The organism is Rhodoflexus caldus (genome assembly GCF_021206925.1).
Taxonomy (GTDB): Bacteria; Bacteroidota; Bacteroidia; order Cytophagales; family Thermoflexibacteraceae; genus Rhodoflexus; species Rhodoflexus caldus.
In genome coordinates, this window is record NZ_JAJPRF010000007.1 from 126,862 (window position 1) to 141,790 (window position 14,929).

The following is a 14,929-nucleotide window of genomic DNA, read 5'->3' on the forward strand; positions in this document are numbered from 1 at the left end:
TCCAGTATCAGTTTGGGCTTAGTTACTTAGGAATTGTTTGCCTGCATATGCGCATTGCCGAATAGCGGACTTGACAAATGTATGTTTTTTTGCAGGTTTTCTAACAAATTTTCGGAAAGTTGTTTGAACATCCCCAGCTCTATAACACCAACGGTGTTTCCTCCCTGCACAACAGGTAAATACAGCAAGGACAACGGTTGAGCATTGCCTAAACCTGTTTTAACGGGCAGATAATTTTCGGGAACCGGATGCAAGTATAGCAACTTACCGGACTGCGCCACCTGCCCCACAAAACCTTCACCATAGGCAAAAGGCTCGGATGAAAGCGGTTGACTAAGCGCAAAAGATGCGATGCCATGAGCAGTTTGGGTAGAATGGTTGCATACGAAACAAGCACCTGCAACAGCACCTGTGGCATGGCAAATGCGGGTCAGCAATTGTTCCAACAGTTGTTTGTCAGGTGATTGAGACGGGCTTGCCTGCTGCAAGAGTTCGTTGATTTGGCGGGCTAACTGTTCGGCTATGTACTCGTCGGTACTCATTTGTTGCACGCCGTTACTCTCGTTGCGCTGTGAGTCGCTGCTGCGTTCCACGTACACAATATTTGCCTGCTTGGTATTATTGACATATACTGCCAGCGCAATGACAAGCAACAGTGCTACCGCAAACTCTATGGATACGTAGGTGAATATCTGTTTAATGACTTTGTCGGCTTCTGCCTGCTGTTGGTCGGGGCTGCCTTGTGCACTGAAAATCTCGGATAGATGCTGAGGGGCTATATAACCTATGTGGTAGAGTGTGTAGAGCAGGCCGGCGGCAAATGTCAGCGCCAGTATTGTCAAAACCATTCTTATGGGTGTCGCTTTTTTCATAGCTGCGCCATTTTACTTGCCTGGTCAAGTTCCAACAAAAATTCTATAATTTCATCTACTTTCAAAATCATATCCACTTTTGTTTGTGCCAATGCAGCGTTGGGCATGGCATTAATGGTACTTTCTTCGGGGTCCTGTACGATTGTCAGCCCGCCTTTCTGTTTAATTCGCATCATACCGTAGGCACCGTCTTTATTGGCACCCGACAATAGAATGCCGACTAACTTATCCCGAAAAACATACGCTGCCGTTTCGAAGGTGTGGTCAATGGCCGGACGCGAGTTGTTTTCCATTTCTTCAGTAGAAAGCGCAATGCTGTTGCCCAGTTCGAGGGACATATGATAGTTGGCAGGCGCCAGATAAATTTGTCCTCTCCTGATAGTTTCCTTATCGTAAGGCTCTATCACCGGTTTGGAACTTTTGATGGAAAGCGCTTCTACAAAACCATTGCGCACATGCTTCAGCCTGTGAAGGCACATAAAGATAGGTAACGGAAATTCCTTGGGCAATTCTGCAAGGATTTTGTTGATTCCTTGAAAACTGCCGGCCGAACCTCCTATCACAACTGCTCTGTATTTGCCACTAACCTTGTATTTACTAAACATGGCGCTTTTGTTTCAGCTTACAAGTAGTAATTAGTCCTTGATTTTTTTGTAGATTTTTTCCTCGTTATTAACAACAATAAACTTATTGGCAATGTCGCACCAAATCAGTGATTCTTTGGAACCGATTGCCAGATAGCTGTATTTAAACATGCTTTCATGCAGCTTGGTGAGTACTGCATTTTGGAGCGTTTGGTTAAAATAAATCATCACATTGCGGCAAAGCACCAAATCGAACTTTGAAAATACGGCACCCTGCACAAGGTCGTGTTTGCGGTAGGTTACATTTTGCAGCAAAGACTTGTCAAATACGGACTCCTGCCCTACATCGCGAAAGTATTTTTTCAGATTGAGCGGCTGCCCGCCTTCGCTGCCAAAGGCGCTTGTATAGTTCTTTTGGTTCAGCTCCATATTTTTTATAGGAATGGCAGCTGTTTTGGCTTTGTTGATAATGGCCGTATCAATATCGGTAGCCGTGATTTTGGCTTTTTCTAAGAAGCCCATCTCGTGCAGCATAATAACCATTGAGAGTACCTCCTCGCCGGAGGAACAGCCGGCGTGCCAGATACTGATACGGTCGTGATTAAGGATGATATTAGGAATAATCTGTTCTTTCAGAATTCGCCAAAAAGTAGGGTCGCGGAACATTTCGGTAACGTTCACGGTAATTTCCGAAATGAATTCCTCAAAAAATGTCGGTGTGGTGTCCAACACTTGAATCAGTTTATCTACCGTCTTAAACTTGTAAATATCAAGCACCCGTTTGATTCGTCTGCGAAATGAGGACATGGCATAGTCCTTAAAATCGTAGCCGTATTTGTCTTTAATCAAATCGGTAAGACGCCGAATATCTGTTATTTCAATATCCAGTTCGGTGGACATAAGCAGCGGTTAGTAAGAGGTTAGAAATCTGAGCATTTGTTTTGCTAACGCTTAGCTATCGCTATTATTGCCTTTAAAGGCTTTCCGTGGTTTTAAATTCAAAACTTGAAAAAGTTCTTTATCGGCATCTACTTCGGGGTTGGGTGTGGTCAGAAGTTTGTCGCCTGCAAAAATTGAGTTGGCACCTGCCATGAAACACAGCGCCTGTTCTTCCTGACTCATGCTCACTCTGCCGGCAGAAAGGCGCACCATTGCACGCGGCATGAGGATACGGGCAGTGGCTATCATGCGCACCATGTCCCATACGGGCACACGTTCTTGGTTTTCCAGCGGAGTACCCTCTACGGCAACCAATGCGTTTACAGGCACAGACTCGGGGTGTTCGGGCAAGTTAGAGAGCGTGAATAACATTCCGATGCGGTCTTCGTGGGTCTCACCTAAGCCAATGATACCGCCGGAACAAACAGAGATTTTCGCCTGACGAACATTTTCTAATGTTTCCAAACGGTCGTTGTAATTACGGGTGGTGATGATTTTGTCGTAGTAGCCCTCGCTGGTGTCCAAGTTGTGATTGTAGGCATACAAGCCCGCTTCTTTTAGGCGCAATGCCTGCTCATGGGTCAGCATACCAAGTGTGCAGCATACCTCCATGCCAAGTTCATTCACGCCTTTCACCATTTCTATGACTTTATCAAAATCGCGGTTATTGCGCACCTCGCGCCATGCCGCCCCCATGCAAAAGCGCGTGCTTCCGTTGGCATGTGCTTCGCGGGCGCGCTGAAGCACCGTATCCACATCAAGCAACTTGTGTGTGTTCACATTGGTGCTGTAACGCGCTGCCTGTGGGCAATAGGCGCAGTCTTCGGGGCAGCCGCCTGTTTTCACGGAAAGCAACGTACAAACTTGTACCTCTTGCGGGTCGTGGTACATGCGGTGTACGGTAGCAGCCCTGTAAATCAGGTCTAACAGTGGCGAAAAATATATATTGCTGATTTCCTCAATTGTCCAGTCGTTGCGGATAACACCAGCCGGAGCATCTTGCAAAAGAGTATCTGATGTGGCAGTAAATTGCGCTGTGTTCATCATGCAAAAATTTGATTAGTGAGCAAAAATAGCATTATATCGCATATTATTGCATAGCTATACAAAATCCTGCGGCAAATGCGTTTTTATCGGAAAAAATCATTTCTTTAGTACCTTTGCAAGGATTGGTTACTAATCTGTTTGCCCACTTTTGCAGCCCAATTAAAGCTAAATACTAACCATGCAAAAACAGTCTGTCAATCATTTTTCTGTTCGCGGTCTGATTAACCTCGCTACAGTAGTACTCCTACTGACTGTTGCCTTGTGCTACATTTTTACTAACAACACAGCCACCGTGAAAGATGAAATAGTTTACGGCTTACTGTTTTTCATGCTGATAGTTGTTTACCTCATTTTAATGACCGGGCTGATTACTCCGCTAATTAAATTGGCCAACGCCGTTACGGCTATCACCAAAGGAGCATACGATACCGAAATTCCTTATTATAACAACAGACTTTTTATCAGGCTTAACCAAGCCGTTACTAATCTGCGCGACAACTTGAAAGCCGCCCATGAGCTTATACAAGCCATGATTAACTTTCAGGTAAACACACAGGCCGATTACTTCACTTTTTTGCAGTCGCAAGACAATCCGCTTGCCAAGTCGTTGCAGGCGCTGCACGAGCAAGACACTTCGTTTGCTGCCAAAGAAGCCGAACGTTCGTGGACGACACAAGGCATGGCCAAATTTGTTGAAATTCTTCGCTCGGGGAACCAAACCATTGAAGAATTGAGCCAAAGCATTATTTCCAACTTAGTCAAATACATAGGCGCTCATCAGGGTGGGATTTACGTGGTAGAAACCGATGAAGCCGGTATGGACTTGCTGCGCCTTACGGGTGCCTACGCCCACGACAGCGAATTATTGGGCACTACTTACAACATTGGCGAAGGGCTTGTGGGGCAAGCATTTGAAGATAAAAGTACGATTCTTATCAACGAACTTTCGGAGGGGCAGTTCATTGTTCGCTCGGGTGCGGGAGAAGCACCGCCCAAAGCCCTGCTGATTGTGCCTGCCATTGTTAATGACAGCGCCTTTGCCGTTATTGAAATAGCCTCTTTTTCTGCTTTTCAACCCTATCAGGTGGCGTTTGTTGAACGCTTGGGAGAAAGTATTGCCGCTGCCATTTCGGGTTCTATTGCAGCCATGCGCAACCGCCGACTGCTGGAAGAGCTAAGCCTGCAAACCGAACAGATGCGCGCCCAAGAAGACCTCATGCGCCAAAACGTGGAGCAGGCATTCCAAATGCAGGCCGAACTGGAAAAAAAAATAGCAGAAATGAACAAAATGAAGGAGGAAGAGCAAAAGCGAATGGACGCGTTGCGTGCCACCCAGCAAAAAATGCTTGAACGAATCCTTGAAAAACACAAAGAACAACTGGCACAGAAAGATGCAGAAATAGCAGCTTTGAAACAACAGATTGAACAATCCAATACTCCCTCCTAAATTTGCACCATGAAAAAGCTGATATTTTTGTTTTGCCTGTATGCAGGCATCATAAGTTTTGCCCATGCGCAGAACAATAACAAAATAGCCATTACGGAAAACGATTACGGCAACCGTTCCGTAGAAATGGCAGATACTTTCCGCAAAGAAGGCAAAATCTATGTGGTAGTAGGAACGCTTGGAACCGTGCTTGCAGGCATTATTGTTTATCTGATAATATTAGACCGCAAAATCTCCAAAATTGAACAATCAGAGTCATGAAAAAGTCTTATATATTCGGCATCATCGTTATTGCCATTGCCGTAGGCGTTATTGTTTCATCAGCAGGCGATGCCAGCCAGTATGTATCGTTTAAAGAAGCCTTTGCCATGGCACAAGCCGGAGAAGACGCAAAGGTGCATGTGGTAGGCAAATTGGAACGCTCGCCTGCGGGAGAGGTCATCGGTGTGAACTATGACCCTTTGAAAGACCCTAACTACCTGAGCTTCACCATGATTGACAACAATAACGAGGCGCATGAAGTGGTTTGCTACAATCCCCCGCCCTCTATGCAGGATTTCAAGCGCTCCGAGCAGGTAGTAGTTATCGGGCGAGTGAAAGAAGGGAAATTTGTAGCCAGCGAAATTCTCATGAAATGTCCTTCCAAATATGAGGACAGCCAAATCAAAGGTTAATCAATACTGATTTTCCGATGCCTGATATTATCCGACTGTTGCCCGACAGCCTTGCTAACCAAATTGCTGCAGGCGAGGTAGTACAGCGTCCGGCTTCTGTTGTGAAAGAATTGCTGGAAAATGCCGTAGATGCCGGCGCTACTCATATCCAACTGGTAGTGAAAGAAGCCGGTAAAACATTGATTCAGGTAACAGACAACGGCAGTGGCATGAGCAGCACCGATGCGCGCATGTGTTTTGAACGCCATGCCACTTCCAAAATCCGCCACGTAGACGATTTATTCAACATCCGCAGCTTTGGCTTTCGGGGCGAAGCAATGGCATCTATTGCCGCAGTGGCACAGGTAGATATGAAAACCTGCCGCGCAGACGACCTGCTCGGTACGCATATCATCATAGAAGGCTCAAAAGTATTGTTGCAAGAACCCTGTGCACATCCGCAGGGTACGCAAATCAACGTTAAAAATCTGTTCTTTAATGTGCCTGCGCGGCGCAACTTCCTCAAATCCAACCAAGTAGAATGGAAGCATGTGCTGGAAGAATTTACGCGCATGGCGCTGGCTTATCCCGAAATCAGTTTTACACTGTGGCACAACGATGCAGAAGTGATGAACCTTAAACCGGGCAAATTGGCGCAGCGCATTGTTGCCCTGTTCGGGAAAAGTTGGAAAGAGCAGTTGCTACCCTGCCGCGAAGAGTTAAGCGATATGTCGCTGTACGGCTACATAGGCAAGCCCGAAGCTGCCCGTAAAACACGCGGCGAACAGTTTTTTTTCATCAACAATCGGTTCATCAAACATCCTTACTTGCACCATGCCGTCATGACGGCGTTTGAGCGGCTCATACCCGAGGGAAGTTATCCGTTTTATGTCATTAAGTTGAGTGCTGACCCTGCTACGATAGATGTAAACGTACATCCAACCAAAACCGAAGTCAAATTTGAGGATGAACGAAGCATGTATGCACTTGTGCAGGCAGCCGTTCGGCAGGCATTAGGCGTGCACCACCTCAGCCCGGCCATTGATTTTGAGTTAGATGCCAATTTTGACCAGCCCGGGCGTATGACCAACCAGCAGGATGGCAGTCCTCTTTCCCCAAGTGAGTATGAACTGTTCAAATCTCATACACTATCGGCTGCCAAACAGCAACCTTGGGAGCAACTCTATCCGCCGCCCGGCAGGCCGCTGACACAGCCTGCGGCATGGAAACAAACAGTAGAACCATCGCCCGTTGATGAACTTCCGTTGGTCACAGCCCCTGCTACGGTGCAGCTATTCCCTGCTGAACCTACGGCAGCACCTAAGCCCGGCTTGCTGTTGCTGCACGGTCGCTATATCCTCAGCCAAGTAAAATCGGGACTGATGGCCTTGGACATTCGCGCTGCCTACGAGCGCATTTTCTACGAAGAGCAACTGGCAAAATACGGCACGTCAAGCGAGGAAACCGCACAGCCGCTGCTTTTCCCTCAAACCCTTGACCTTGCTCCCACCGATTTGGCACAAGTCAGCGCTTTTGCAGATGAATTGATGGCCTTAGGTTTCCACATTACCCTGCAAAACAATAACCAACTGATTTGCCGAACAGTACCGGCCGGATGGGAAGGAGTCAATCCGTCAGAAGTGATTGCTCATCTGATTGAACAGTCGGCCTATTTCACCGACCGGCTAAGGTTGGGCAGGCGTGAAAGTGTAGCTGCCATATTGGCCAAACGGCAGGCAGCCGGAGCAGCACTCCCCCACTCCGACGAAGCCATGCAAGCGCTTATCAATCGCTTATTCAGTTGCCAACAGCCTAACTACACGCCCGACGGGCGCAAAACAACCGCCATTATCAACCTTGATACCATAGAAAGCCTTTTTGTATGAACCATGCCTTACGCACGTGCCTGATAGTGTTGTTCGCTCTGCCTGCCATGCTGCAAGCCCGTCAAAATACAGTTCCGACAGACAGCCTCCGCCTGCCGGAACACTTCAAAATTGCAGGTTTTATTGTGGACAGCCTTACTAAAAAACCCGTACAGTCTGCGGGAATTTTTGTAAACAACACCTCATTAGACACTGTCAGCCTGCGCAACGGCTACTATCGGTTGAGTCGCGTGCCTATGGGCAAGCACGAAATAGTAGTAACGGCAGTCGGATATATGCCGCGAACAGTCATTATCAATGGCGCATTGCCAACAACCTCTGCCGATACAATCCGCCTGCTATCTGTGCAACCTGTGCCTTTGAACGAAATGATGGCGCGAACTTCTGACAAGCGTTGGCAATTTTTTTACCAGAAATTTAAAGAAAATTTTATTGGAACAACAGATTTTGCCAAAGAGGTTAAAATAATCAACCCTTGGGTGCTGCGCTTTGAGGAATTGGAAAACAAAGAGTGGAGCGCCATGGCAGATGACCTTTTGCTGCTCGAGAACATGGCATTGGGCTATCGGCTGAAATGCTACCTGAAACAGTTGGCAGTAGCCAAGCAAATTGCCGTATTTGATGCTTGTCTGTTTTTTGAACCCATTAAAACACTTGACCAGCGCTTGGCCGACCGATGGCGCAGCAATCGGCTGATTGCCTATCGGGGCTCTTTGATGGAGTTTCTGCGCCGCATGGCAGAAAAAAATACCGACTCGCTTTACAGAACGTTTCGCCTGCGAGGCACCGAGCGATTTTACCACACCACCGAACCTGACCCGCAATCGGCGAGTACATTCAGCGACTTGAAACAGCCCGTTTCCTATCCTCACGAGTTTGCCCTGAATTTCTCGCGCGACCAGTTGCAAATTAACTATTACGGTGCCGGCGAGGATATGGCCTATCGGCGCTTTGTCAATCGCATGACCAAAATACAGCGGTTGCCTGCCCGATTCAGGGCTTCGTGGCTTGCCTCGCGCAGCTCGCAAGTAATCGTGAATCGGATGGGGTATTTCAACAATGCCATGGAAGTAGAGGTGTACGGCTATTGGGAATACCTGCGCATAGCCGAACGCCTGCCAATCACTTATTTTCCTTAAAAGTAAGCAGGCAAGCCTTTGAACGGGTATTTCGGATTTGGGATTACGGACTTGGGATTTGAAAAAGTTTCAATAAGCCTGTGTCATCCGCCGGCTTATATCATACACTTACATCTGCCCGATTACAGATTCTTTTTGCCACAGTAGATGCAACAGCCGAAAAAATTTTATCTTTCGGCCAAAACATTCCTCACCCAAATTGCAGGTAAATATGAATCAAAACATTAACAAAAACCGCTTGTTCTTTGCCAGTTGTTTGGCACTTATTACTACTGCCATGGCATTTGCCATTCGGGCAGGTATTATGAATGACCTGACAGTTACCCTTGGTTTGTCTGATACCGAAAAAGGCTGGATTAACCAAATGGCATTTCTGGGCTTTCCTATTGCCACCATGATTGGCGGCCCCCTCTACAACAGCCTTGGCCCAAAAAAATTAGGCTTTATCGCTTTCTTCGGCCATTTGCTGGGTATTACCTTTACTTTGCTGTCCAACAGTTTTTGGCCGCTGTTTCTTTCCACTTTCCTCATCGGTTTTGCCAACGGCATGGTGGAAGCAGCCTTTAATCCGCTGATTGCCAACATGTACGATGAAAACAAAACAACTATGCTGAATCGTTTTCACGTATGGTTTCCCGGAGGCATCGTAATTGGCTCGCTCATTGCCTTTGCACTAACCCAAATGGAAATGCCTTGGCAAGTAAAAATAGCAACCATGTACCTGCCTACACTGATTTACGGCTTTTTATTCTTCGGGCAGCAGTTTCCTGAACAAACAGGCGGCACCATTTCATCATCTAATGCAGAGAATTTCCGCGCCATTTTTACTTCACCGCTTTTCTGGTTCATGATGATTTGCATGACTATGACGGCTACTACCGAACTTGGCACGCAGCAATGGGTAGAACGCATTCTGGGCAATTCCGGGGCTGAACCTTTGTTGGTACTTGCGCTGGTAACAGGGCTGATGGCCGTTGGACGTTTTTTTGCCGGCCCGATTGTTCACAGCCTTAACATTACGGGCGTGCTGCTGGCTTCCGCCATTATTTCGGCAATTGCCATTTATCTGATGAGTTCTGCCACAGGCGCTATGGTGTACGTTTATGCCGTCCTTTTTGCAATCGGTGTATGCTACTTCTGGCCGAATATGATTTCGTTTGTGGCCGAATATATGCCCAAAACAGGTGCATTGGGCATGTCGTTGATGGGTGGCGCAGGTATGTTCGGGGCTTCCATTTTCCAGCCTATTATTGGCAGTTGGTTAGACTCAAACCGCGAAAAAGTACTTGCGCAGGGTGTTGCACAAGAAGCCGCCGAGCTCGCGGCAGGACAAGCCACCCTTGCCAGCATTGCCATTATCCCCATGATATTGGTTGTTGCTTTCGGTTTCCTGTTTTTCTTCATGCGCAACAAAAAAGCAATCACGGCACATCCGTAATTTTTTTGCATGATGCAAGCACACAGATAAACGTTGATGGTGATGTTTAAATTGGCGGTACACACCAACCCGACAGATTTTGAAAACCTGTCGGGATTTTTAATATTTTGACTTTCAACAATTTACATAAAATTCACTTTGCAAAATACCTGCGTTTTTTATACCTGCCTGACATACATGGCGCATACAACGCGCCAAAGAAAAGCACGCTGTACATCGCTTACTTGGAATACAGGAAGCACGGAAATCCTGCTTATATGCTCAAAATAAATCGGGTCGGATGTCAAAGCGGTCATCGGAGAGGTGCTCGGCTTCGGTCAGGATTTTGTGCAGCGCATCGTGGTATTGTTTGAAAAGCGGCAGATTATTATGGCCGCCGCTGTTGATGGCAAAAAGTTCAATCTGATGCGGCATTAACTTCTGTAAATCAATGCTTTGTTGCAAAGGAATCAGGCGGTCGCGAGTGCCGTGCAAAATTTTAATCGGGCATTTAACGTACTTAATCCACGTGTAGGTACGAATGGGGTAGCGCAAAATCCACGGAATAGGTAAAAACGGCAGATAGCGCTTTGCCACACGGCTCATGCTGTAATAAGGCGCATCCAGAATCAACATACGCGGGTGGTTGGCCGATGCCAGTTTAGTAGCAAACCCCGACCCGATAGAGCGCCCGTACACCAAAATCCGACTTTCGGGATAGCTTGCTTTCAGTTGGTCATAAACAAACTGTGCATCGTTTTTCAGTGCTTCCTCGCTGCGGCGGCCGATGCTTTTGCCAAAGCCCCGATAGTCAATCATTACCACATCGTAGCCGTGTTGGGTGAAGTCGGTGGAATATTTCCCCCAGCCCTTAATACTGCGGCTGTTGCCATGGAAATACATAATCAGCCCTTTGGGAAGCCCTTCTTGTAACGAAGCGAATTTTAAACCGTTGATGCGAACACCCGGCTCAATATCAAAAAAAAGCTCTTCAAAAGGAAAGTCGTATTTGTATTTAAAATGCTGTGGCAGTTTTTCGGGACGAAACAGCAAACGCTCCTGAATCCGAAAGGCGATAATGTTGATTGAGATGTAGCTCAATATGACCAATAAGATAATTTGCCACGTTTCCATAGCTACCTTTGCATCAATTTACCCATTTCCATTACCTGCAAGATAAGTTTTCAGAATGAAAATTGCGATTAGCCGCACCGATAATATTGGCGATGTAATGCTCAGTTTGCCTATGGCAGGTTTGCTGAAGCAAGTAATGCCCAACACAACCATTGCTTGGATAGGAAAAACCTACACTCGCGATTTGATTGCCGCCTGCCGCCACGTAGATGAGTTTTATGATATCGGCGAACTAACGGCTAACCCTGACCTGCTGAAAAATGCACGTCCTGACGCTATTGTACATGTTTTTCCGCATCGGGAATTGGCTAAAACAGCTGCCGAGGCGCACATTCCGCTACGGATAGGCACCAGCCACCGATGGTTTCACTGGCTGTATTGCAACCGCTTAGTGCATTTGGGGCGCAAAAATTCACCGCTGCACGAGGCACAACTCAACATCCGCCTGCTGAAGCCGCTGTTAGGCAAAGACCTGATTGTACCTTTGCAGGAAATTGCAGGGCTGTACGGTTTCTCTGCCCCCGACTTACCGATTGCCCATCTGCCCGAAAAGCCCTTTGTTATTCTGCACCCCAAGTCCAAGGGCAGTGCCCGCGAGTGGTCTGTTGCCGACTATCTAAATTTGGCGCAATTACTTGAAAAACAGAGGATTGATTGCGCTGTTACGGGAACTGCCGCCGAGGGTGATAGCATCCGCCAAAGCTGCCCCGAGCTGTTACGGCAAGCCAACGTACACGATTTTACGGGAAAGCTAAGCCTTGCGCAACTGATTGCGTTGATTGAAAAATCGTTGGGATTGGTGGCGTGCAGCACAGGGCCTTTACACATTGCCGCTGCGTTAGGCAAACCCGCCATCGGCATTTATCCGCCCATGCGCCCCATTCACCCCGGCCGATGGGCTCCCGTGGGCACTCGTGCAGAGGTTCTGGTACTCAATAAAAATTGTCAGGCCTGCAAGCGCTCCGGCAACTGTGCCTGTATAGCAGCTATCAGACCTGACAGTGTATTGGCGGCATTGAACCGCCGCATGTATTAAACGGTTTTCTTAGCGTCGGCGAGGAATTTTTCCAAACCGATATCGGTCAGCGGATGCTTCAACAGCCCGAGGATGACGTTCAGTGGGCAAGTGGCCACATCTGCACCGATTTCCGCACACTGAATCAGGTGCGGCACGTGGCGAATAGAGGCTGCCAATACTTCGGTAGCGAAGCCGTGTGTGTTGTAAATATTGACAATCTGTTGAATCAGTGCCAAGCCGTCGCCGCCAACGTCATCAATTCTGCCGATAAAAGGCGAAACATACGTTGCACCGGCCTTAGCTGCCAGCAGTGCTTGCCCCGCAGAAAATACCAGCGTGCAGTTGGTTTTAATGTTGTTATCGGTGAAGTAGCGAATGGCTTTTACACCGTCTTTAATCATCGGCACTTTCACTACGATTTTTTCGTCGATGCTTGCCAACAATTCGCCTTCTTCCACAATGCCTTTAAAGTCTGTGGCAATTACCTCAGCGCTTACATCACCGTTTACAATGTCGCAAATTGCCTTGTAGTGGCGCAGAATGTTATCGCGGCCTTTGATGCCTTCTTTGGCCATGAGTGAAGGGTTGGTCGTTACACCGTCGAGCACACCAAGCTCGTGCGCCTCGCGTATTTCATCGAGGTTTGCCGTGTCAATAAAAAACTTCATGGGAGGAAGAAAATAGGTGAGGAGAAAAAAGCAAGCCAAGTATTGCACCGCTACAACCGCTTACCTTTGCTACCTTCCGGTCCTGGAGGGGTTCGCAGGAGCTGGTCATACCGGCTTGCGGCACAAAATTAAAGACAAATTCATCACTTCCAAACGATGAACAAAAATTATCGTGCTAACTTTGCAGGCATAGTCAGGAGAAGCGGTGTTTACTGCCACCCCGACCGCTTACTTAACCCACTCAAACTATGCTGGAACTCACACGTGCGCAGGAATCACGAGCTGCGATAGAAAAACTGTACATTGAGATGCGCCATTTGTTCAACCGCGGCTTTTACAAGCCCTTCGGCGTATCCGGTCGCGAAGTGAACGAAGCCTTGCTGTCGCTGCGGCCTGAAATTTACGGCTCCATCAACGATGCCAAAAAAGTTGAACTCGATGGCTTGGTCTATGTCATAGACCGGCTGCCCAAGGGCATTGAAGAGTGCCGCTTCATCAAATTTATTTCCGAAGAAGGCTACTACGCATCGGGATTTCCCACCATCATTCCTCCCAAACGCAAGCGCAATTGCTACCGCATAGACGAAGAGCAGATGTTTATGGAAATTACGCGGGGACGCAGCGAAATTTACGACACACTAACTCACCTGACCTTTCTGTACAATGAAGCTGAAAAAATCCGCCGCCGTGCCATCAACGACAAAGGTCAGTACAGCCGCGAATGGTTGCAGTTGGAGGCCATTGTAACCGGACACACCGAAGAGCAAAACAAGGAAATTGCATTTACTTACCTCAGCACACTGCTTGGGCGCACCTTTGAAGAAACCAAACGCGCTTGGCAACGGCTGGCAGAAAATCCGAAAGCCAATAACGGTTTGTTCCACGTTGTGTACTGGATGGGTAAATTAGCCATAGAAGAATTCCTGCACGGCAAAGACCGCGAAATCAGTTTCTCCCCTGCCCTGCGCGAACGCATCGGGCATCATATCTACGGCGAGCGATGGGCAAGCAGCATTAAGCGATTTTTATCTGAAAATCAACTGATTAGCCGCCCGTTGCACATCATCAGTGCCAACCCGCACAGCGTGCTGAACTGTTTGTATGCCTACGCCGCCTTGCCAAAGCACTTCCAAGGCATGGATTTGGAAAATATGGCATTAGAAATCAGCAAGCCCGAAAACAAAGAACTGCGCGATGAAATCGAGTTTTTTGCCGAGCAAAACGGCGGCTCGTTCCTCTACGAAGATTCGGGTGCCAACATCCCTGTGCAGATTTTTGATGCCACCTGCTTGCTGCGACTCAAAATGCACCCCGACATCGTACTCAACCGCGAATACATAGAGGCAAATAAGCCTGTGATTTTGGTCATGGATTATGCCTTTGGCGAGCAAGCCTACGAAACAATGGACGAACTGCTGAAGCCTTATCAAAGCCCCGAGGGTGATGTGCGGCTCAATGTTGCCTCCATTTCCATTATGGGCAAAGCGGGTATTCTGGAAGGCGAAAAAGGTGACCTGATGATTCCCACTTCGCATGTTTTTGAGGGCACTGCCGACAATTACCCCTTTGACAACGACTTCACCGCTGCCGATTTTGAGGGTTGCGGCCTGAAAGTATTTGAAGGCGCAATGATTACCGTTTTGGGGACATCGCTGCAAAACAAAGACGTGCTTTCCTACTTCAAAAAGTCGTCATGGCAGGCCATCGGGCTGGAAATGGAAGGCGCTCACTACCAAAAAGCCATTCAGGCAGCAGCCAAAATCCGCAAAAACATCAGCAAAGATGTCATCCTGCGCTATGCCTACTACGCCTCCGATAATCCGTTAGTTACGGGCAGCACGTTGGCTTCGGGCAGTCTGGGGGCAATAGGCGTTAAGCCAACTTATCTCATCACTGCCAAGATTTTAGACAAAATACTGAACCGATATTGACAAAAGCACAACATATTTTACAAAAATATTTTGTACAATTTGCTGATAAACAGCTATTTAAAGAGGCTGTCCAAAAAGTCTGGATAGCCTCTAATTAATTGATTATCTTTGCTTTGCAAGCAGTATATAAGTGCATGGGCAAAGTAGTCTTTAAGCAGCGACCGGGCAAAAGTCCCGAACTGTTTCCGGTCAAC

The 14,929-nt window shown here is 47.6% G+C and carries 14 protein-coding genes and 1 other RNA gene; 8 read left to right on the forward strand and 7 right to left on the reverse strand.

Features of this window, described 5'->3' with window-relative positions:
* Positions 1-26: 26 nt before the first annotated feature.
* The 4 genes from NDK19_RS10045 to bioB are packed head-to-tail and all read right to left on the reverse strand — an operon-like array spanning position 27 to position 3,439.
* Entirely contained in the window at positions 27-872 is an 846-nt protein-coding gene (locus NDK19_RS10045) for a GAF domain-containing protein (RefSeq protein WP_250631744.1), read from the reverse strand.
* A complete protein-coding gene (locus NDK19_RS10050; protein ID WP_250631745.1) occupies positions 869-1,477 on the reverse strand; it encodes a chemotaxis protein CheB in 609 nt (202 codons plus the stop codon). The genes NDK19_RS10045 and NDK19_RS10050 overlap by 4 nt, the downstream gene beginning before the upstream one ends.
* A 30-nt stretch (positions 1,478-1,507) precedes the next feature.
* Positions 1,508-2,356, reverse strand: a complete 849-nt coding sequence (locus tag NDK19_RS10055; RefSeq protein ID WP_250631746.1) for a CheR family methyltransferase — start codon at positions 2,354-2,356, stop codon at positions 1,508-1,510.
* 51 nt (positions 2,357-2,407) lie between these two features.
* On the reverse strand, positions 2,408-3,439 hold the full coding sequence (bioB, locus tag NDK19_RS10060) for a biotin synthase BioB (RefSeq protein ID WP_250631760.1): 1,032 nt from the start codon (positions 3,437-3,439) through the stop codon (positions 2,408-2,410).
* A gap of 181 nt (positions 3,440-3,620) precedes the next feature.
* On the opposite strand from bioB, the gene NDK19_RS10065 reads away from it, so the two are divergent.
* The 6 genes from NDK19_RS10065 (at position 3,621) to NDK19_RS10090 (ending at position 10,005) form a co-directional block, all read left to right on the forward strand.
* Complete coding sequence (locus NDK19_RS10065; RefSeq protein ID WP_250631747.1) at positions 3,621-4,889, forward strand: GAF domain-containing protein; 1,269 nt, start codon at positions 3,621-3,623, stop codon at positions 4,887-4,889.
* Positions 4,890-4,898: 9 nt separating this feature from the next.
* Positions 4,899-5,150 (forward strand): CcmD family protein, encoded by a 252-nt coding sequence (locus NDK19_RS10070; protein WP_250631748.1) that lies wholly within the window; start codon positions 4,899-4,901, stop codon positions 5,148-5,150.
* Positions 5,147-5,563: a cytochrome c maturation protein CcmE domain-containing protein gene (locus NDK19_RS10075; RefSeq protein ID WP_250631749.1), complete on the forward strand. Its 417-nt coding sequence runs from the start codon at positions 5,147-5,149 to the stop codon at positions 5,561-5,563. The genes NDK19_RS10070 and NDK19_RS10075 overlap by 4 nt, the downstream gene beginning before the upstream one ends.
* A gap of 17 nt (positions 5,564-5,580) precedes the next feature.
* Positions 5,581-7,428, forward strand: coding sequence for a DNA mismatch repair endonuclease MutL (gene mutL / locus NDK19_RS10080; protein ID WP_250631750.1), 1,848 nt, complete (start codon positions 5,581-5,583; stop codon positions 7,426-7,428).
* Complete coding sequence (locus tag NDK19_RS10085; protein ID WP_250631751.1) at positions 7,425-8,567, forward strand: carboxypeptidase-like regulatory domain-containing protein; 1,143 nt, start codon at positions 7,425-7,427, stop codon at positions 8,565-8,567. The genes mutL and NDK19_RS10085 overlap by 4 nt, the downstream gene beginning before the upstream one ends.
* Before the next feature lie 211 nt (positions 8,568-8,778).
* A complete protein-coding gene (locus tag NDK19_RS10090; protein WP_250631752.1) occupies positions 8,779-10,005 on the forward strand; it encodes an MFS transporter in 1,227 nt (408 codons plus the stop codon).
* A 261-nt stretch (positions 10,006-10,266) separates the two neighbouring features.
* Here the strand turns inward: NDK19_RS10090 and NDK19_RS10095 are convergent, their stop codons facing one another.
* Positions 10,267-11,118 carry an alpha/beta hydrolase gene (locus tag NDK19_RS10095; protein WP_250631753.1) on the reverse strand — a complete coding sequence of 284 codons (852 nt, stop codon included), beginning with the start codon at positions 11,116-11,118 and terminating at the stop codon, positions 10,267-10,269.
* Between the two features lie 55 nt (positions 11,119-11,173).
* Between NDK19_RS10095 and NDK19_RS10100 the strand changes: the two genes are divergently transcribed.
* Complete coding sequence (locus NDK19_RS10100; protein WP_250631754.1) at positions 11,174-12,154, forward strand: glycosyltransferase family 9 protein; 981 nt, start codon at positions 11,174-11,176, stop codon at positions 12,152-12,154.
* Here the strand turns inward: NDK19_RS10100 and fsa are convergent.
* Positions 12,151-12,804: a fructose-6-phosphate aldolase gene (gene fsa, locus NDK19_RS10105; RefSeq protein WP_250631755.1), complete on the reverse strand. Its 654-nt coding sequence runs from the start codon at positions 12,802-12,804 to the stop codon at positions 12,151-12,153. The genes NDK19_RS10100 and fsa overlap by 4 nt on opposite strands.
* 26 nt (positions 12,805-12,830) lie before the next feature.
* An RNA gene (ffs, locus tag NDK19_RS10110) (signal recognition particle sRNA small type) lies at positions 12,831-12,924 on the reverse strand.
* A 128-nt stretch (positions 12,925-13,052) separates the two neighbouring features.
* On the opposite strand from ffs, the gene NDK19_RS10115 reads away from it, so the two are divergent.
* A complete protein-coding gene (locus NDK19_RS10115; protein ID WP_250631756.1) occupies positions 13,053-14,735 on the forward strand; it encodes a DUF6909 family protein in 1,683 nt (560 codons plus the stop codon).
* Positions 14,736-14,929 lie beyond the last annotated feature (194 nt).